12 protein-coding genes are annotated in these 17,591 nt (G+C 68.5%); 2 read left to right on the top strand and 10 right to left on the bottom strand.

The annotated features are described in order from the left end of the window. The first annotated feature begins 181 nt into the window (after positions 1-181). Positions 182-1,474: a citrate (Si)-synthase gene (locus HY049_18130; GenBank protein MBI3450819.1), complete on the top strand. Its 1,293-nt coding sequence runs from the start codon at positions 182-184 to the stop codon at positions 1,472-1,474. A gap of 24 nt (positions 1,475-1,498) precedes the next feature. On the opposite strand, the gene HY049_18125 is transcribed toward HY049_18130, so the two are convergent. The 10 genes from HY049_18125 to HY049_18080 form a co-directional block, all read right to left on the bottom strand. Continuing rightward, positions 1,499-2,740 carry an ABC transporter permease gene (locus HY049_18125; GenBank protein ID MBI3450818.1) on the bottom strand — a complete coding sequence of 414 codons (1,242 nt, stop codon included), beginning with the start codon at positions 2,738-2,740 and terminating at the stop codon, positions 1,499-1,501. 32 nt (positions 2,741-2,772) lie between these two features. Beyond that, a complete protein-coding gene (locus HY049_18120) occupies positions 2,773-3,507 on the bottom strand; it encodes an ABC transporter ATP-binding protein (protein ID MBI3450817.1) in 735 nt (244 codons plus the stop codon). Positions 3,508-3,514: 7 nt separating this feature from the next. Further along, positions 3,515-4,834 (bottom strand): efflux RND transporter periplasmic adaptor subunit, encoded by a 1,320-nt coding sequence (locus HY049_18115; GenBank protein ID MBI3450816.1) that lies wholly within the window; start codon positions 4,832-4,834, stop codon positions 3,515-3,517. A gap of 21 nt (positions 4,835-4,855) precedes the next feature. Then, positions 4,856-5,881, bottom strand: a complete 1,026-nt coding sequence (locus tag HY049_18110) for a hypothetical protein (protein ID MBI3450815.1) — start codon at positions 5,879-5,881, stop codon at positions 4,856-4,858. A 94-nt stretch (positions 5,882-5,975) separates the two neighbouring features. Beyond that, positions 5,976-7,640 carry a TolC family protein gene (locus HY049_18105; GenBank protein MBI3450814.1) on the bottom strand — a complete coding sequence of 555 codons (1,665 nt, stop codon included), beginning with the start codon at positions 7,638-7,640 and terminating at the stop codon, positions 5,976-5,978. A 203-nt stretch (positions 7,641-7,843) separates the two neighbouring features. Further along, positions 7,844-8,902 (bottom strand): ABC transporter ATP-binding protein, encoded by a 1,059-nt coding sequence (locus HY049_18100; protein MBI3450813.1) that lies wholly within the window; start codon positions 8,900-8,902, stop codon positions 7,844-7,846. Next, the gene (locus HY049_18095) at positions 8,883-10,001 is read right to left on the bottom strand and encodes an ABC transporter ATP-binding protein (GenBank protein ID MBI3450812.1); all 1,119 of its coding nucleotides are present in this window, start codon (positions 9,999-10,001) and stop codon (positions 8,883-8,885) included. Before HY049_18095 ends, HY049_18100 begins: the two co-directional genes overlap by 20 nt. 106 nt (positions 10,002-10,107) lie before the next feature. Then, positions 10,108-11,631, bottom strand: a complete 1,524-nt coding sequence (locus HY049_18090; protein MBI3450811.1) for a sulfatase — start codon at positions 11,629-11,631, stop codon at positions 10,108-10,110. Positions 11,632-11,738: 107 nt separating this feature from the next. After that, positions 11,739-13,265, bottom strand: a complete 1,527-nt coding sequence (locus HY049_18085) for a CRTAC1 family protein (protein MBI3450810.1) — start codon at positions 13,263-13,265, stop codon at positions 11,739-11,741. Between the two features lie 188 nt (positions 13,266-13,453). Next, entirely contained in the window at positions 13,454-14,965 is a 1,512-nt protein-coding gene (locus HY049_18080) for a tetratricopeptide repeat protein (protein MBI3450809.1), read from the bottom strand. Between the two features lie 194 nt (positions 14,966-15,159). Here HY049_18080 and HY049_18075 point away from each other — a divergent pair, with 194 nt between their 5' ends. Further along, the gene (locus tag HY049_18075) at positions 15,160-17,547 is read left to right on the top strand and encodes a VCBS repeat-containing protein (protein MBI3450808.1); all 2,388 of its coding nucleotides are present in this window, start codon (positions 15,160-15,162) and stop codon (positions 17,545-17,547) included. Positions 17,548-17,591: the final 44 nt, after the last annotated feature.

The following is a 17,591-nucleotide window of genomic DNA, read 5'->3' as shown; positions in this document are numbered from 1 at the left end:
GCCATCGATCGCACCGCGTTGGGTGAGATCACGCCGCCGTTCGCCGGGTGGTGACAAAACCTCCGTCCCGACCTAAACTTGCGAAACAAAGCGTCGGGCACGGGAATTGCCACGATCGCCAGGTTGGTAGAGCCAACCGAACCGCGGGCGACCGTGTCGAGAGCGTAGCCGAGGAATCGTCATGCCTGCCATCACGGGAACGCTGAAGGACCGACTGAGCCAGGTCATCTCCTCGTACCGGCAGGAAGTCCGGGGGCTCCAGGAAAAATTTCCCGACGCGGTGGTCTCGAAGGTCACGCTCAGCCAGCTCATGGGCGGGCTCCGGGGGGTGAACAGCCTCCTGTGCGACACGTCGTCGGTCGACCCCGATCGCGGGCTCGTCATCCGCGGCATCCCGATCGCCGATCTCACCACGAAGACCGCCGAGGAGGTCTTCTACCTCCTTCTGACGGGCGAGCTTCCCGACGCCGACGCGGTCGGGGCGCTCCACATGGAGCTGCGCACGCGCAGCCGCGTTCCCGACTACGTGTGGAAGGTGCTCGAGGCGCTCCCGCGCGACGCCCACCCGATGGCGATGCTCACCACGGCGATCCTCGCCATGGAGCGCGAGTCCGAGTTTCGGCGCCGGTACGACGCGGGGATGAAGAAGAGCGAGTACTGGGAGCCGATGCTGGAGGACTCGCTCACGCTGATCGCCCGCCTTCCGGAGATCGCGGCCGGGATCTACCGGATGCACACGGGCAAGGAAGGGCGGATCGCGCCGGATCTCAATCTCGATTGGGGCGCCGACTACGCGCGCATGCTCGGGCTCCCGGATCGCAAGGGAGAGTTCGCCCGGTTCATCCGGCTCTACATGGTCGTGCACTGCGATCACGAGAGCGGCAACGTCTCGGCCTTCACCGCCGCGACCGTCAGCTCGGCCCTCTCCGATCTCTACTACTCCCTGAGCGCGGGGCTCAGCGGGCTCGCCGGCCCGCTGCACGGTCTCGCGAACCAGGAATGCCTCAGCTTCGTCCTCGACGTCGAGAAGAAGTTCGGCGGTGTCCCGACCGACGCCGACCTGCGCGCGCACTGCGCCGAGACGCTGGCGTCGGGGCGCGTCATCCCCGGCTACGGCCACGCAGTCCTGAGGGTGACCGACCCGCGCTTCACCGCCTTCCTCGATTTCGGAAAGAGCTCCTGCCCGAACGACGACGTCTTCCGCATCGTCGAGCGTCTCTACGAGATCGTGCCGAAGCTCCTCGTCGAGCAGGGGAAGGCGAAGGACCCATGGCCGAACGTCGATGCGGGATCCGGGTCGCTTCTCCACCACTTCGGCCTGACCGAGTTCGACTACTACACGGTCCTCTTCGCCGTCTCCCGGTCGCTCGGCATCGCCGCGCAGGCAATCCTGAACCGGGCGCTGGGGACGCCGATCATGAGGCCCAAGTCGGTCACGTCGGCCGCGCTCCGCAGGACGCTCGGCGCGACCTGACGCCCTGAGGGAGCCGCCCCCGCCTCACTCGTATCTGAGGGATTCGATCGGATCGAGCTTCGCGGCCCGCGCCGCGGGGAAGACCCCGAAGAGTATCCCGACGAGCGCCGACACGCCCAACCCCGACACGATGGCCCAGATCGGAACGTGCGCCTGGGGAATCTTCGGGAAGAGCATCGTGACGAGACGGCCGGCGCCCACACCCAGCGCCACTCCGAGTGCGCCACCGATGATCGTGAGCACCACCGCCTCGATCAGGAACTGGAGCATGATGTTCGCGCGCCGCGCCCCCACCGCCTTGCGCACGCCGATCTCCCGGGTGCGTTCCGTCACGCTGACGAGCATGATGTTCATGATGCCGATGCCGCCGACGAAGAGGGCGACGCCGGCGACACTTCCCGCCACCAGCGTCGAGTACTTCGAGATCGTGTTGATCGTGCCCACGAGCTGCTCCTGCGACACGAGGCGGAAGTCATCCGGCTGGTCGGGTTTCAGCCGGTGGCTCCGCCGCAGCACGTCGATGATCTGCGCGCGGGCCAGGTCGAGGCGATCGGATGATCGGATCGCGATCTCGAGGATCGTGTTCCCCTCCCTCTCCTGGCCGAAGAGATTCAGCGCGGCGCCGTAGGGGACGAAGACGAAGTCGTCGAGCGCGACGCCGATGAGCTCTCCCCTCTTCTCCATCATGCCGATCACCATGAACTCGGCCCCGCCTATGGTAACGGTGGACCCGGTCGGGTCGTCCGGGAGCTCGAGGTCCTCGGCCACCTTCGACCCGACGACGCACACCTTGCGCCGGTGCGAGTCGTCGATGTCGGTGAAGAACCGCCCCTTCCCCGCGTAGAAACCGACGATGTCCTGGTACGGCGCGACGGTTCCGGCGATGTTGGTGCTCACCTCGCGGGTCCCCTTCTTCACGGTGCTGGCGCCGAACATGAGCGGGGCCACGTTCTGCACCTCGTGCCCGGAGTCGAGCAGAGCCTCGGCGTCGGCGCGTGTGAGCTTGATCTCGCCGAGCTTGCGCCCCTCCTCTCCGGGGGGGCGGGTGGAGACGACGCGGACCCAGCCGGAGCCGAGGTCCTTGAAGAGATTGTTCACGGCGAAGAAGAACCCCTGGACGATCGAGACGACGGCGATCACCGCCGCGACGCCGATCAGGATCCCGAGGATCGTCAGCATCGAGCGGAGCTTGTTCGCCCACAGCGCCTTGAGGGCGATGGCGAGGTTCTCGAGGAACAGACCGCCGGTGGTCGCGAGGCTGGCCATCTCCGCTCCTCGAGGAAATCCCTCTCCGGCCCCTAGGCCGTCGCCGACGTGCCCGCCGCGTCGGGTGACGGGGGGGCGAGGCGTCTCGACGCGGTCTGCCGCTCGTCGGAGACGATGTTGCCGTCGCGCAGGTGAACGACGCGCCTCGCGCAGCGGGCGATGTCGTCCTCGTGCGTGATGAGGACGATGGTGTTCCCCGCCTCGTTGAGCGTCTGGAAGAGGGTCATGATCTCCTCACCCGTCCGCGAATCGAGGTTTCCGGTCGGCTCGTCGGCCAGCAGGAGCGACGGCTCGTTGACGAGAGCCCTCGCGATCGCGACGCGCTGGCGCTGGCCTCCGGAGAGCTCGTTCGGCCGGTGGCCCATCCGGTCGGTGAGGTTGACCATCGCCAGCGCCTTCTCGGCGCGGCGATGGCGCTCGGCCCGCGTCACGCCGGCGTAGATGAGAGGCAGCTCGACGTTCTGCAGCGCCGTGGTGCGGGCGAGCAGGTTGAAGGTCTGGAAGACGAAGCCGATCTCGATGTTGCGGATCGCGGCCAGCTCGTTGTCGTCCATCTTGCTGACCTCGCGGTTGTTGAGGAAGTACGAGCCCGTCGTCGGCGTGTCGAGGCACCCGATGAGGTTCATCAGCGTCGACTTGCCGGACCCCGACGGGCCCATGATCGCGACGTACTCGCCGCGCTCGATGCCGAAGCTCACGCCGTTCAGGGCGTGCACCTGCTCGCCGCCCATCGGATAGATCTTCACGAGGTCTTTCGTTTCAATCAGCATCATCTCACTCCCGGCCCGAATCCTGGTCCTCACCCGCCTCGGACTTCTCGACCCGGCGGACATAGTCGCCGTTCTTGACCGATCTCAGGACGCGGTACGGGCCCAGAACCACGTGGTCCCCCGGCGCGACGCCGTCCAGGATCTCGACGCGGAACGCGTCGCTGATTCCGGTCCGGACCCTGACCATCTTCGCCCGGCCGCCCTTCTCGACGACGAGGACCGCGACCTGCTCCCTCTCGGGATCCTTCCCCTCGAACTCCCCGCCGGCCGCCGTGGGGCCGCCCCCCTTCGCGCCCCCCGCGCCCGCGGCTCCGGAAGCCCCTGCGGTCCTCTTCGAACCGCTGCCGTCGTCTAGGAAATCCTTCAGCGATCGCCTCACCATCGCCTGCAGAGGAATCGCGAGGACGTCCTTCTTCTCCTCGACCTCGATCTGCGCGTGCGCCGACATCCCGGGCCTCAGCAGCGCATCGGGGGCGCGGAAGCGCACCTTCACGGGGAAGCGGGAGACCGACGCCTCGCGGACCGCGGCGTTGCTGATCGACTCGACGACGCCGTCGTACTCCTTCGCCTCGACCGCGTCCACGCGGATCTTCGCCGCCTGTCCCGCCTTCACGTCGGTCACCTCCGTCTCGTCGACGCGGACCTCGGCCAGCACCTCGGTCATGTCGGACAGGGTGAGGATGACGGTCCCGGGGTTGTTCATCGTGCCGATGATCACCTGCTCGCCGACCTTCGCGTTGAGCTGCGAGACCAGCCCGGATATCGGGGCGCGCAGCGTCGTCTTCGAGAGATCGTCCCGCGCGCGCCCGAGGTCGGCCTCGGCCTGCCGCACCTGCTCGCCGAGCGACCTGAGGCCGATGGCGCCCGAATCCACGTTGAGGCGCGCCTGATCGAGGAGATCGTCCGAGACGATCTTCTCGGAGTGCAGGGCGTCCTGCCGCCTCAGCGTCACCTCCGCGGTCCGGAGCGAGACCTCCTCCCTCTCGACGTTGATGCGATACATCTGGAGGAGAGCCTCGAGGCGCTGGAGCTCGGAGCGGTAGCGCTGCGGGTCGAGCTGGACGAGGACCTGCCCCGCCTTCGCGACGTCCCCCTCCTGCACCGTCAGCTCGACGATCTGGCCGGGGACCTGCGACGAGATGTTCACCTCGACGCGGGGCTTCACCTCTCCCGAGGCGGAGACGGTCGCGAGGAGCCTCGCCTGCTTCGCGGCGTCCTCCATGTACACCTTGACCCCCCGCCCCTTCGACGTCTGCTTGAGCGAGACCCCGAGGATCGTGCCGAGCACCGCCAGGACGGCGGCGGCCAGGAGGATTTTCTTCATGAGGTCGGGGAGTCCCTCGCCTCAGCCGCCGAAGAGGGTGGCGATGGCGACCTTCACCATCGTGACGAACCCCCACGGCAGGAAGGTGATCGACGCGGAGGTCCAGACCGAAAAGCCGGTCAGGGCGGCAAATCCGATGGAGAGAACGACGAGCTGCCATACCGTGAAGATGTCGAGCGAGCCGAGGAGCGTCGCGGCGAGCCCTGTCCCCTTCACCCCCGCGAGCGCGCCCAGGTTCGACCTCAGGATCTCGTCCGCGCCGACGGTCACCGGCTGCGACTGGAGGAGCACGACGGCGACGACCAGGAGCGCGGCGATGGTCGAGATCACCATGCCGTGGGCGTAGACCGACATCACCCTGCGGAAGGCCGGCTGCCTCTCGACGGCGCCGTGGAGCATGTAGAGGAAGACGAGGAGGAAGACGGCGTTGAGGCCGGCCTGCCATGGAAGGGCGGCCCGCGAGTCGTTCGAGAAGAAGACGCCCCGCAGGACCGCCCCGGCCATCACCCAGCCGAGCGTCATGAGGAGCGCAAGAAAGGCGTCGAGGTAAACGCGGCCGAGCTTGAGATCTCCCACGGCGCCCATCAAATAGAAGAGCGTGCCGTAGATGACGCCCATCATCATGAAGCCGATGGCGCCGCCGATCACAGTGTTGGCGGTCGTCAGGAGCGCCATGCCGCCCGACCCGGTGCTGACCACCTCCTCGACCGCGGCGTGCTCGATCTCGCCGAGCTTGTCCTCGGGGAGCATCGACGAGGCGAGCTTCCACGCCGTCGAGTCCTCGAACTGCCCCTTCATGAGCCCTTCCCAGTCCACGTTCAGGCTGTAGACGAGAGCCGAGATCCCCAGGGCGACGAGGTAGACGGCGAGCATGCCCGCCCAGGCGGGGCGCGCCACGAGCGTCTTGAAGGTGGAGGCCGGCGACGTCACGACGCCCATCAGGCGCGTCAGGAGCGGCGCGGGGTCGGGCTCGGGCTGGACCGACGGCGCGGAGGGGGGGACGTAAGGATCTTGAGCCGGCCCCCCGGTGGCCTCGTTGTCATTCATGAATCGCCCCTTTCGAAGGAAGTCACGGGGTACGATACCATCTTCCCCCGGGGCAATCCCTCCGGCTCCCTCGCGGTTCCCACCCTCCGTCGCGTCAGTTCGTGCCGTAGTTCTTCAGGGAGACGTTCAGCGACTTGTCGATGACGCCGATCACGCTGTCGAGGTTCGCGAGCGAGATGCGATAGTCGGTCTTCGCGTTGAGCTCGCGGGACCGGGCCGTCGCCAGGTCGTTCTGGAACGTGAGCACCTGGAACGACGTGGACATCCCGTTCTCGAACTTCTTCTGCTCCGCCTCGACCGTCTTCTCCTGGAGGATGCGGTTCTTCTCGGCGGCCTGGATCCGCTTCTTGTCGGTCTCGACGCGCCGCACCGCGAGGCCCACCTGGACGATCGCCGCCTGCTCGAGGCTCTGGTAGCCCACGCCCGTCTGCTCGCGCGCGAGGCGCTGCTTCGTGTAGTTCGCCTCCGCGGCGTGGTTGCCGATCGGAATGCCGAGCGTGAGCTGTGCGGTCCACGTCGGGAAGTCGCGGCCGGTGATCGCGCTGGTCGTGTCCTGGAATCCGGGTCCATTGTCCGGCGGGATGCGCGTTCCGGGAATGGGGAGGCCGGTGTTCGGGTCCACGCGCGGAAGGATCAGGCCGCGATCCCCCGCGAGCCCCGTCAGCCCGTAGGACGCCTGGGCGTCGAGGGAATACTTCATCTGATTCCGCGCCTGATACAGGACCGCGTCGGCAGACTTTATTCTCAGGCGCTCGGCCGAGAGGTCGGGGCGGTTTTCGATGGCCGTCTTGATCGCCTGATCGAGATCGATGGGCTGATCGGGAACGCCGAGACCCTCCGTCGGCGCAATCGACGCCCTCCAGTTCGGGCTCTTCGCATCCATGCCGATCACGCGGCGCAGCGTGTCCTGGGCGTTCTCGATGCCGGCGCGCGCGGTGATGACCGCCTCCTCCTTGCTCGCGACCCCTGCTTCGGCCTGCGTGATGTCGATCGGAGGGAGCGTTCCGACCTGGACCTTGATCTGGTTGAGCTTCAGGAGCTCCTGCGCGAGCCGGAGCGCCTCGTTCGCGACGTCGAGGTTCTGGCGCGCGAAGACGAGCCCCCAGTACGCCGCCTCGACGCCGAAGAGGGTGTCCTGCACGCGCTGGCGGAACGTCTCGTTGTCGAACTCGTGGTTGATCGACGAGAGCGTGATGTTCGTCTCGTTCACCTTCCTGCCGAAATTCCGGAGGAGCGGCTGCACCACCGAGAAGGTCAGGCTCGTCCGGTAGGTCTCGGGGAATGCCAGGGGTGCTACCGTCGGCCCGAAGCTGAAGAAGGGCTGCACGTTTCGCGAAAGCCTGAGGTCCGCCTGCCACCGGCCGCCCGTCGTCAGCGGGTCCGCGTAGACGACGTCCGCCTGGGAGAAGTTGCTCGGCGTCTTGCCGATGACTGTTTCGGCCGACGTATGCGCGTTGTTGACGACGGAGTTCAGCGTGGGCGACTTCTGATCTTGGTAGAAGAGCGATCCCGTCAGCGACGCGTCGAACTGGGCCTTGGCGAAGGCGATGTCGGTGTCGCTGAGCATCGGCCGGTAGGAGTCGATCCGGATGTCCGCGTTGTTCTTGAACGCCTCACGGACGCAGTCCGTCAGGCTCATCTGAAGCGTCCCGGCGGCGCCCGGCGCCCCCGTGGCCTCCTGCGCCGTCGCCGGCGAGGTGAGCGATGAAACGGCGGAAGCGGAGAGGATCAGCGTGCACGCGAGTCTCGTCAGGTTCATGAATACACCTCAGGCAGTTCTGCTGGCTTGCAGATGACGGTCGTCTTTACGCTTTCAGGGACCGGGAGTTTCTTAGACCGCGGCGCGACTTGCAAGCGCTCACAACGCGAATCCCCCCCGGCGGGTTGCGGCGGCCGCGCGGGAATCCCGCATTTCGTGTGGAAAGCGGCTCCCGGCGCGGGTCTTCGCGGGCTCGCGGCCCCCTACGAAGGGCGCGCGCCCGGCCCGGGCCGACCCGACGCGGGGTGCACGAGGTGGCACGAGACGAGGCCGGGCCCCTCCGCGAGAAGCTCCGGCTCGATCGTCGAGCAGGCCTCGACCCGGACGGGGCAGCGGGGGTGGAACCGGCATCCCGGAGGGAGATCGACCGAGCTCGGCATCTCGGTGATGGAAGGATCGCGCCGCCGCCGCTTCGAGGGATCGTCGACCGGAACCGACGCGAGGAGCATCTTCGTGTACGGGTGAGCGGGCTGCGCGAAGATCCGATCCGCGGGGGCGCACTCGACGATTTTCCCGAGGTACATCACCGCCACGCGATCGGCGAGGTGCTCGACGAGCCGCAGGTCGTGCGAGATGAAGACGTACGCGAGCCCCAGCTTCTCCTGGAGCTCCGCGAGGAGGTTGATGACCTGCGCCTGGATCGAGACGTCGAGCGAGGAGACCGGCTCGTCGCAGACGACGAGCTTCGGCCGGAGGGCGAGGGCGCGCGCGATCCCGACCCGCTGCCTCTGACCGCCCGAGAGCTCGTGCGGGTGCTTCGACATCGTGCCCGGGTCGAGCCCCACCATCGCCAGCAGCTCCGCGACTTTCTCCTTTCTCGCGGCGCCGCGGGCGAGCTTGTGGATCGCGAAGGGCTCGCCGACGGCGGACTCGACCGACATCCTCGGATTGAGCGACGAGTAAGGATCCTGGAAGATGATCTGGATGTGGCGCCGCATCCGCCGCAGCGGCTCGCGGCCGAGCGAGAAGAAGTCCTCGCCCATGAACGTCACGCTCCCCGAGGTCGGCTCGATGAGCCTCAGGATGCAGCGCCCGGTCGTCGTCTTGCCGCTCCCCGATTCACCGACGAGGGCGAGGGTCTCTCCCTCTCGGACGTCGAACGACACGCCGTCCACAGCGCGCAACGGGGCCCCGCGTGCGAAGAGGCCGCCGGCGGTGGGGTAGTGCTTCACGAGATCGGTGACGCGCAGGAGCTCCGGGCCGAGCCTCCGGGGCGTCGCCGCAGGGGGAACGGCGGCCGCCTCACCGGCCACGTTCGGCATCCCATCCCGCCCCGTCCGGGGAGCGCGACGCGTCGGGGAGAGCGTCGAACTGGAAGCAGGCCACCTTGCGCGCGAACGCGTCCGACGGCGGCGTCCCGCCCGGGGCCGCGGCGCGTCGGGCCGCGGCGGGGCCGCGCGAGCGGGCTCCGATCGATCGGACGAGGGGCGGGTGGCGCTCGGCGCACGCGTCGAAGGCGTCCCCGCACCGCGGCGAGAAGAGGCATCCTGCCGGGGGTCGGAGGAGATCGGGGACCGCCCCCTCGATCGCGGCCAGGCGCCGCGCGGCGCGGGTTCCCGCATCCTTCCGCATCGCGCGGAGCAGGCCCTCCGAGTAGGGATGCCTCGGCTCACGGAAGAAGTCGGGTGCGGCGGCTTCCTCGACGATCTTGCCGGCGTACATGACCGCGACGCGATCGGCGATCTCGGCCACGACGCCCAGATCGTGAGTGATGAGCAGAATCGTCAGGCGATATTCCTCCCGCAGGCGCGCGAGGAGATCGAGGATCTCGGCCTGGATCGTGACGTCGAGGGCCGTCGTCGGCTCGTCGGCGATCAGGATCGAGGGACGGCAGACGAGGGCCATGGCGATCATCGCGCGCTGCTTCATCCCGCCGGAGAGCTGGTGCGGGTACCCGCGGGCCCGCCGCGCCGCGTCGGGGATGCGGACCTCCTCGAGCATCTTCACGGCCAGGCTCATCGCCTCCTTCTTTCGGATGCCGAGGTGCACCATCGCGGTCTCGGCGATCTGGAAGCCGACGGTGAGGACGGGGTTCAGCGCGGCGCCCGCCTCCTGGAAGATCATCGAGATCGATCCGCCGCGAACGCGCCGGATCTCGTCCTCGCTCAGCAGCAGGAGATCCCGCCCGCGGAGACGGACCTCGCCCCCGACGATGCGGCCGGGGGGATCGACGAGCTTGAGGATCGAGAGGGCGGTCATCGTCTTGCCGCATCCCGATTCGCCGACGAGGCCCAGCACCTCGCCTTCGTCGAGGTGCAGCGAGACGTCGTTCACCGCCCGGACGACGCCGCCCCTCGTGAAGAAGAAAGTCCTGAGCGCGCGGATCTCGAGGAGATGGTCGTAGACCGGAACGCCGTCGATGGCGCCGGGCTCAGAGGAGCTTGCTTGGGCTGGCGTGGTCAACGCGGGTCTCCTCGCGGGCGCCCGAGAATAACGGCGCGGGAGAACTCAGATCAAGGAGAACGCTTCAGCGGCACGACGCCTCGGCACACGCCTTCAGTGCGGCGAGGCGCGCGGAGAGCGTCGCGACGAGCGCCGGATCGGCCGAGGAGACGGAGTTCACGAGCTCGTCGGGATCGGTGCGAAGGTCGTACATCTCCTTCTCGCCGTCGTCGTACTCGACGTAGACGGAATCGGCGAGCCTCAGTCCGGTGAAAGGTGGGGTGTTGTGCTCCAGCGCGTCGGGACGCGGCGGCGCCTCCATCGGGTCCAGGGGTTCCAGCGTCCCGTCCGCCGCCCCCTCCGGATTATCTCCCGCCGAGCTGCCGCCGGCGCGGAGCGTCAGGTGCTCGAGAAGGTACGCGTCGCGGAACGAGGAGGAAGCGGGAGGGTCGGCCGCGAGGAGGCGCGCGAGCGAGAGCCCGTCGACGAACTCCGCCGCCGTGGCTCCGGCCAGCTCGGTGATTGTCGGGGCGAGGTCGACGTTGCCGACGAGATGCGAAAGCGTCGCGCCGCTCGGAACGCCGGGGCCCCTCACGATCATCGGCACGCGGATGTCCTCTTCGTACGGAGTGCGCTTGCCGGGGAGGAGCCGGTGCACTCCCATGTGATAGCCGTTGTCCGAGGTGAAGAAGATGTAGGTGTTGTCGAGCTGCCCCGCCGCCGCGAGAGCGTCGATGACGCTCGCGACCATGTCCTCGACGCCGAGCATCGACTCGAGCCGCTTCCTCCATGCGTCGTCGATCTCCGCGATCTCGGTGGTGTCGAGAAGCGGGAGGGTCCGGTACCAGAGCGGCTTGTCGGAGACGTCGCCTTCATTGAACGAAGCGGGTCGCGGCGCCGAGGCGCCGTCGAACGCGCCCAGGTGCCGTCGCGCGGGCGTGTAGGGCCGGTGCGGCGAGTACGGGGCGAGGTAGACGAAGAAGGGCCTCTCGCCGCCCGACGCGCGCGAGATGAACTTGACCGCCCTGGCGGTGAGGACGTCCCCGAGGTAGTCGCGATCGGCGTGGCCGTTGTCGATCGTGTGCCTCCCGTTCTCGTTCAGCGTGTAGTCGTACTGCGCGTACGGAGTGCCGTCGACGGGGCTGTACCAGTCGCTCCATCCCGGAGGCACGTAGGTCTTCCCGGCGGATCCCGGGTAGCCGTTCAGGTACTTGCCGAGGAGGATCGTGCGGTACCCGGCGGCCTGGAGCCAGGTGGCAAGGGTCGAATCTCCCTCGTGCAGGCTCTGGAACTTCTGGAACCCGCCGTCGGGAGCGCCATTCGACAGCACGTGGTGGTTGTGATCGTACTGGCCCCGCAGAATCGAGGAGCGCGAGGGGCAGCAGAGAGAGTCGCTGATGATGAAGTTCGAGAAGGTCGTCCCCTGGTCGGCGAGCAGCGACTTGAGTCGCGGCAGGAAGGGCATCGAGGCGGTGTCGAGATCGTCGGTGAGGATGAGCACGATGTTCGGGCGGACGGCGGGAGGGGGCGTTGCGGCCGGGGCGCTTCCCGAGACGATCGACGTGAGTGCGATGGCGAGAAGGGCGACGGCGTTCCGCGAATGGCGCATGAGTCGAGATCTCCCTTGAAGCTCCACGCCGGGCGCAGCAATCGTTGTGCCCGAACTCCTCCGCCGGCCGCCGCACCGCGCTGTCAACGCAAGAGGACATGGCTGGTCTACGGGTCGGACGTCCCGTCGGCGGCCTCGACGATCTTCAGCGTCTGGTCGGCCTTGACCTCCCTGAGGGTCTGCACCGCTCCCGAAGGCCAGCGGATCTGCACTTCGTCCACGGTGGTCGCGGCGCCCAGGCCGAAGCGAACCCGAAGATCGTTCTGGGAGAGATAACTCGACCCCTCCCTGACCTCGTTCGTCTGCACCCTGACCTTGCCCGCGGCATCGCGCGTCTTCACCCGGATGCGCGCGCCGACACCGTCCCGGTTGCTCTTCGTTCCCTGGAGCTTCACGCGCAGCCAGTGCCCCGCCGCGCTCCCTCCGTCGTTGCGCAGGAGCTGGGCCTCACGATTGTTGTTCACGACGAAGAGGTCCGCGTCGCCGTCGTCGTCGTAATCGGCGATCGCGAGCCCGCGCCCGACGTTCGGCGCCGTGAACGCCGGCCCCAGATCGGGCCCGACCTCACGGAAGCGGCCGGCGCCGTCGTTGCGCAGCATCGATCGAGGCTGCTCGTACGTCACCTCGGTGCTGGTCAGGGCGATGTTGTCGATGATGTGGCCGTTGGCGACGAGGAGGTCCGCGGCGCCGTCGTTGTCGTAGTCGACGAACGCGGCGCCGAACCCCACGTGGAGGAAGCTCGATTCCGCGAGACCCGCCACGAACGTGGCGTCGGCGAAGGTGAGATCCCCGTTGTTCACGTACAGCTCGTTCGTCTCGTAATCGAGATTCGTGACGACGAGGTCCATGCGCCCGTCGCCGTTCACGTCCCCCGCGTCCGTTCCCATCCCCGCCTGCACCTGCCCCGCTTCCGAGAAGCCGGTCCCCGAGACGAGCGAGATGTCCTTGAACGTCCCGTCCTTCTTGTTGAGATAGAGGAAGTTCATCGTCTTGTCGTTCGCGACGTAGATGTCGGGCCACCCGTCGTCGTTCACGTCGGTGAAGACGACGCCCAGCCCCTTGCCGATCGGATCGGCGATCCCGGCCTGGCGGCTCACGTCCTCGAAGTGCCCGTCCCCCTTGTTCCGGAACAGCAGATCGGGAACGCCGTTGTACTCGTCGGGGTGGCAGTACGCGCGGTACCCGGGCTTGTTCTGCCCGCAGTACTTGTTGTTCTCGAGGGTGAAGTCGATGTAGCGCGTCACGTAGAGATCGAGGTCGCCGTCGTTGTCGATGTCGGCGAACGCCGCGCTCGCGCTCCAGCCTCCGCCGGCCACCCCCGCCTCGGCGGTCACGTCCTGGAACTTCCCGTTCCCGAGGTTGCGGTAGAGGACGTTCGGTCCGAAGTTCGTCACGTAGAGATCCAGATCGCCGTCGCCATCGACGTCGCCGGCGACGCACCCCATCCCATATCCGTGCGCTCCGACCCCCGCCTCGTCCGTGACGTCCGTGAATTTTCCGTTCCCGTCGTTGCGGAAGAGGCGGCTCCGCGGCGTCGCCTGGGCCTTGAACCCGGGAAGCTCCGACGAGTTCACCACGAAGAGATCGACGTCGCCGTCCCCGTCCTCGTCGAACCAGCAGGCGCCCGACCCCATCGTCTCGATGTAGAATTTCTGGCCGCTCGCGCCGTTCACGTGCCGGAACGAGATCCCGGCGTCGCGGGTGACGTCGGTGAATCGCACCGCGCCCGCCGAGGGCGAGGCGATCGGCGGCAGCCCCGCGAGCCCGAGAACCGCCAGCGCGAGAACCGCCGCGGCCGCGGCCACGCGTCGCGGTCTCGTCCTCAAGGCTTCGATCTCCCGCCGCCCTGAAGCTTCTCGAACGCGGCCTTCTCCTGAGCGGCGCGCGCGGCGTCCCCGAGAGCCCCGTAGATCTGCGAGAGAACCTGATGGAGCACCGGCTGCGCGTACCCCATCCTCGCGGCGGTCTCGATCTCCGTGGCCCCTTCGCGGAGCGCGCCCGACTGCGCGAGGCCGAGGCCGAGGTTGAAGGCCGACTCCGGATTCTTCGGGTCGAGGCTCCGCGCCAGCCTCAGCTCCCGGACTCCGTCCTGATCGCGGTGCAGCCTCAGGTAGAGCTGCGCGAGCGCGGTGTGGTAGGCGAGGGACATCGGCTGAAGGCGCGCCGCGCGCTCGAGGGACGGGAGGGCCGCCGTCACGTCGCCGCCGTCGGCGAGCAGGCGGCCGAGCTGGAAGTGCGCCTCCGCGTCGAGCGGCTGGCGCTCGAGCACCCGCCGGAAGATGTCCGCGGCCCCGGCCTGCTGCCCCGCCCGCGAGAGGGCCCTTCCGAGCTCGAGGCGGATCTCGTCGTCCTCGGGAGCGATCGAGACCGCCTCCTTCAGCTTTGCGACCGCGTCGCCGAACTTCCCCGCGTCGCTGCGCTGGCGCGCCTCGGCGCGCAGATCGCGGACGTGCAGCCGGGTCGCCTTGCGCTCCTCCTCCTCGCGGTACAGCTCCTCGAACCGCGCGAGCGACGCGCGCCGCTCGTCGGCGAGGCCCAGCGCGGCGTCGCAGCGCGCGAGGCTCTGCAGCGCACCGCGGTCGTCTCTCGATCGCTTCAGCACGTCGCGGAAGGCCGCGGCCGCCTCCTCGGGGCGTCCGGAGCGGAGGAGCGCGAGGCCGGAGTGGTAGCGCCCCTCGACCGTCATCGGCGCCTCCCTGAGCTTATCCCTCCGCTCGAACGCCGCGAGAGCGCGCGCGTCGTCTCCCAGGCGGTACGCGGCGATGCCGAGCCCCTCGAGCGACATCGCCAGCGCGGGATCGGGCGGGCCCGGGCGGGCGGACTGCAGATCGATCTCCTCTTGGAACTCGGACTCCGCCTTCTGCAGCGCCCCGATCGCGAGATCGATGCGCCCGATGTCGTGGTGTATCCGGGCCCGGCCCGGGGCGAGGGAAAGGATCTTCCGCAGGACGGCGATCGCCTCGTCGCTCCGCTCCTGGCGCGCGAGCGCGATGGCGAGGTCCGACAGGATGGCGACCCGTGCCTCGGCGGGGCCGCCCGCGCGCTCCGCGATTTCCGCGGCGAGCTGGAGCGGAGCCAGGGCCTCCGCGTACTTCTCCATGCCGACGTAGGCGCGGCCCAGCAGCGCGAGTCCCTCGGCGCCGTCCGGGTTCGTCCTCACCGCGAGATCGAGCGTGGCGAGGCTCGAGGCGTACTCACCGCGCGCGAGATCCGCGCGCGCCTGCTCGAGCAGCGAGGCGTATGTTCTTTCCTCGGCTCCGGGCATCGACGGGGGCGCGAGCGCGAGGGAGGCGAGAAGCGCCGCGGCCGCGCGGAAAGCATGTCTGGAGGACATCCCGAAAAGTATAGCGCGGGAACCCGTCCGCCCTTGATCGGCGCGTGCGGGCGGGGTATATGTGCGGTCTTTGGGACGTCTCGAGCGCGCGGCGCCCCGGGGGACAAGGTTTGAAACCATCTCGCGGGCGCCGTCGCGCCATCATCGTGCTGGCGACACTCCTCGCGGCCGGAGTCGGAGTCGCCGTCCACGCGATGAGTCCACCCTTCGCCGAGGCCGGGGGCCCGGAAGCCCCCGGCGAAGATCCCGTCGCGGCCAAACACATCCGCGACGGGGCCGAGCTCGCGCAGCAGGGCCGGCACGCCGAGGCGGTCTCGGCCTTCCGTCGCGCGCTCGCGATCTCACCCGGGAGCGCCGACGCGCACTTTCTCCTCGGGAGGTCGCTCCTCGAGATCGCCGTGCGGGAGGGGCGTCCGTTCGACGAGGCGGCCGGCGAGATGAAGGAGTCGCTGCGTCTCGATCCGACCCGCGACTACATCCGGCTCCAGCTCGCCGAGATCTTCGGACGCCGGATCCCCGGGGCATTCGACCCTGACGCCACGCTCGCCCTCTACCAGGGGCTCATCGAGCGGAACCCCGACCGGCCGGATTTCAGGCTCAAGTTCGTCCAGTGGATCTTCGCCGCCGAGGTCCGCATGAAGAAGGCCGGGGACCCGCGCCGTGTCTACCAGGACTCGGCGTGGGCGATGGATCACGCCCGCTACCAGCTCGAGAAGGTCATCGATCAGGTTCCCCGGAGCTCCGACGGCGGGATCGAGGCGAGAAGCCTCCTCGCCGAGGTCCAGTTCCGCTCGGGGGAGTGGGATGCCGCGCGCGCCACGCTCGGCGATCTGATCGCGCAGCTCCAGGTCGAGCGCCGGCCCGGCGTCGACCTGTCGAGCGCATGGAACACGATCGGCCACGCGTTCTTCCGCCAGAACGAGTACCGGAAGGCCGCCGACGCGTTCCGCAAGGCCTGCGAGATCAAGGCGACCCTCCCGTACCTCTACGATCTGCGCATGGCCTGGGACGCGATGGGAGGGTACGCGGCGGACGTTCCGCAGAAGCTCCGCTTTCCGCTTCGCGACGAGGTCTACGATAGAGCCCACCCTCCCGACCTCAAGTTCACCGACATCGCTTCCCGGCTGCACCTCGACAAGTTCGCGGGGGCTGGCCCGGCCTCGTGGGCCGACTACGACATGGACGGGAAGGACGACGTCGTCGTCTGCGGCTGCGACACGTACTGCACGCTCTACAGGGGGCAGGGGAGCTCCTTCGCCGACGCGACCATCGACGCGAAGCTGACCCGCACCGAGCCGGGGTTCGGCGCCGTGTGGGCCGATTACGACAACGACGGCGATCCCGACCTCTACATCGCGCGGAACGGCTGGAACGGGCCGGCCCCCAACTCGCTCCTCCGGAACAACGGGGACGGCACCTTCACCGACGTCGCCGAGGCGGCGGGGGTCGCGGATCGCGGATCGTCGTTCAACCTCGCGTGGTTCGACTACGACCGCGACGGCTGGCTCGACCTCGTCGTGACCAACGGCGTCTACATCGACGGGTCGACGAACCAGCTCTACCACAATCGGCGCGACGGCACGTTCGAGAACGTGACGGTGAAGGCCGGCGTCGCCGAGAAGCCGGGGTTCGGGACGATCGGCGTGGCGATCGGGGACTACGACGACGACGGCTGGCCGGACATCTTTTTCCACGGCCGCCTGACGCAGAACCGGCTCTACCGCAACAACCACGACGGGACCTTCACCGACGTCGCGGCCCGCGCGCACGTGCAGGGGTCCGGGAAGGAGAACGGCTACATCGCGTTCTTCTCGGATCTCGACAGCGATGGCGATCTCGACATCTGGACCGGAAGCCTCGCGCCGTGGGAGCAGGTTCTCGCCGGCTACCAGCCGGGGTACGAGCCGGGCCCGGTCGATCACATCCCGCGCCTGTACAGGAACAACGGCGACGGGACCTTCACGGACGTCTCGATCGAGGCCGGCTTCAAGTACCCGCTCGGCATCATGGCGGCGGGGGTCGCCGATCTCGACAACGACGGGTACGTCGACCTCTACCTGGGGACGGGCAACCCGGAGCTCCGCCGCGTCGAGCCGAAGAAGCTCTACCGCAACATCGCGGGGAAGCGGTTCGAGGACATCACGGGGTACTCCGGGACGGGGAACCTCGGGAAGGGGCACGGCGTGACCTTCGCAGACTGGGACGGCGACGGGGATCTCGACATCTACACCGAGCTCGGCGGCTTCTTCCACGGAGACTGGTGGCACGCCGCCTTCTACCGGAACGAGCTGGGGAACCGGAAGCACTGGATCAACGTCCGGCTCGTCCAGCCCGACAGGAACCGGGAGGCGATCGGTGGGCGCGTCACGATCCGCGCGGGAGCGATTCACCAGGTGCAGGAGGCGACGGCGGGGCGCGGCTTCGGATCGGAGAGCCCGCCGGGCCTTCACTTCGGCCTGGGGGGCCTGACGCGCGTCGAGCGCATCGACATCCGCTGGCCCGACGGGCAGACCCAGGTCCTCACCGACGTCGCGGCCGACCGCACGATCACGGTGAAGCGCGGCGAGCCGGTTCCGAAGTAAGATTCGACCCTTCGATCCGGGCGTCGAGCGGGCCCGTGGATCGA

The sequence above is a fragment of the Acidobacteriota bacterium genome, assembly GCA_016195325.1.
Lineage (GTDB): Bacteria > Acidobacteriota > Polarisedimenticolia > JACPZX01 > JACPZX01 > JACPZX01.
The sequence above is the reverse complement of the archived record's forward strand: the minus strand, read 5'-3'. Positions and strand labels throughout refer to the sequence as shown.

Excerpts from the sequence above, each read along its gene's own strand:
- HY049_18130 (MBI3450819.1), top strand. The coding sequence starts at position 182 with ATGCCTGCCATCACGGGAACGCTGAAGGACCGACTGAGCCAGGTCATC.
- HY049_18125 (MBI3450818.1), bottom strand. The coding sequence starts at position 2,740 with ATGGCCAGCCTCGCGACCACCGGCGGTCTGTTCCTCGAGAACCTCGCC.
- HY049_18115 (MBI3450816.1), bottom strand. The coding sequence starts at position 4,834 with ATGAAGAAAATCCTCCTGGCCGCCGCCGTCCTGGCGGTGCTCGGCACG.
- HY049_18110 (MBI3450815.1), bottom strand. The coding sequence starts at position 5,881 with ATGAATGACAACGAGGCCACCGGGGGGCCGGCTCAAGATCCTTACGTC.
- HY049_18105 (MBI3450814.1), bottom strand. The coding sequence starts at position 7,640 with ATGAACCTGACGAGACTCGCGTGCACGCTGATCCTCTCCGCTTCCGCC.
- HY049_18100 (MBI3450813.1), bottom strand. The coding sequence starts at position 8,902 with ATGCCGAACGTGGCCGGTGAGGCGGCCGCCGTTCCCCCTGCGGCGACG.
- HY049_18090 (MBI3450811.1), bottom strand. The coding sequence starts at position 11,631 with ATGCGCCATTCGCGGAACGCCGTCGCCCTTCTCGCCATCGCACTCACG.
- HY049_18085 (MBI3450810.1), bottom strand. The coding sequence starts at position 13,265 with ATGGGGTCGGGCGCCTGCTGGTTCGACGAGGACGGGGACGGCGACGTC.
- HY049_18080 (MBI3450809.1), bottom strand. The coding sequence starts at position 14,965 with ATGTCCTCCAGACATGCTTTCCGCGCGGCCGCGGCGCTTCTCGCCTCC.
- HY049_18075 (MBI3450808.1), top strand. The coding sequence starts at position 15,160 with ATGAGTCCACCCTTCGCCGAGGCCGGGGGCCCGGAAGCCCCCGGCGAA.